Source organism: Microbispora sp. NPDC049125 (assembly GCF_040802045.1).
Taxonomy (GTDB): domain Bacteria; phylum Actinomycetota; class Actinomycetes; order Streptosporangiales; family Streptosporangiaceae; genus Microbispora.
Map to the genome: position 1 here is coordinate 1 of NZ_JBEZDW010000127.1, position 1,149 is coordinate 1,149.

Genomic DNA, 1,149 nt, shown 5'->3' on the forward strand with positions numbered 1-1,149 from the left:
TGGAGGCGAGCAACTTCGGCACCGCCAACGGCACCAAGGTGCAGCTGTGGTCCTGCACCGGCACCACCAGCCAGAAGTGGAACCGGAGCTGACCGTCTCTGACCGTACTACCGAGCGGGTCCGCGCCGATCCATGAGCGGACCCGCCTCCGGGCGTTGTGAGCGCGCGGGCGGAGACCCCACCGGGTGTCCGCCCGCCCGCCGTGAAGTGAGATCGTCCCGGGCCGGCGAGTCCGCTCCGGGATGCGGGGAAGCGTTTCGTCTCACTCTTAGGAGTGCCGCCTGCTGACCGCGCACCAGAGGCGCGGCGGCCGGGAACACCGGGGCGGACGCTGCCTGATCGGGCGTCAGCCAGGGGATACGCAGGAGACGCGCGACCCTCTTTCTGATGGAACGATACACACTGTTCACGTCCGCGACATGTGCCATTGACATCCCCAGGGGCGAGTTTTAGTCTGCGAGCGAACCGATTCGACTATGGCCCGCACGCCCCTGTGTGGTGGCGGCCGGTCAAGCTGCTCAGGCAGATGGTTCGGCATCCGAATCCATTCGCGAGGAGTGCGGGATGACCAGCGGCAAGGTGGGCCACAGCACCGTGTCGTGTGCACTCAGCGGGAGGCGGGCTGTCTTCGATGCGACCATGCGGCCCGCCAAGGCCGCGGTCCACGAGGTGGGTCGCCGGCCGAAGCCGCGGTCATGGACGACCCCACCCGGCCGTGGCCCGGTCATCTCGCCGACAGGCTCACGATCGCGGCGACGCAGCTCGCCGCGAGCCGGCACCGGTTCCGCCGCCGCACCTGGCGCGGCGGCGCCATAAGCCCAGGACGGACCTCCGGCCCGCCCTGCGACCCCCAATTAGCAAGGAGTCACCAGTGGACGTCACACCCATGAGGCGGCGTAGACGCCGGCGCGGGCTGGCCGCCCTGCTCACCGCGTGTGCCCTGGCCGCCGCATCCGTCGTCACGGCTGGTCCGGCGCAGGCGGCGGACCAGTCCATCAGCGTCAATTTCGCCTCCGCGAGTGGTTCGCCGACTTATCGGGCGTCGGGGTGGATCTACGGCATGACGGAGAACGCCGCGAATCCGCCGAGCAACTACTTCACGGATGTGAAGTTCCGGTACATGCGGGCCGGTGGCGCGCAGCTGGACGC

1 protein-coding gene is annotated in these 1,149 nt (G+C 69.3%); it reads left to right on the forward strand.

The genetic code is table 11. The features are described from left to right. Window positions 1-871: 871 nt before the first annotated feature. On the forward strand, window positions 872-1,149 hold a 278-nt coding region (locus AB0B72_RS40315; RefSeq protein WP_367745082.1), incomplete at its 3' end, for a hypothetical protein.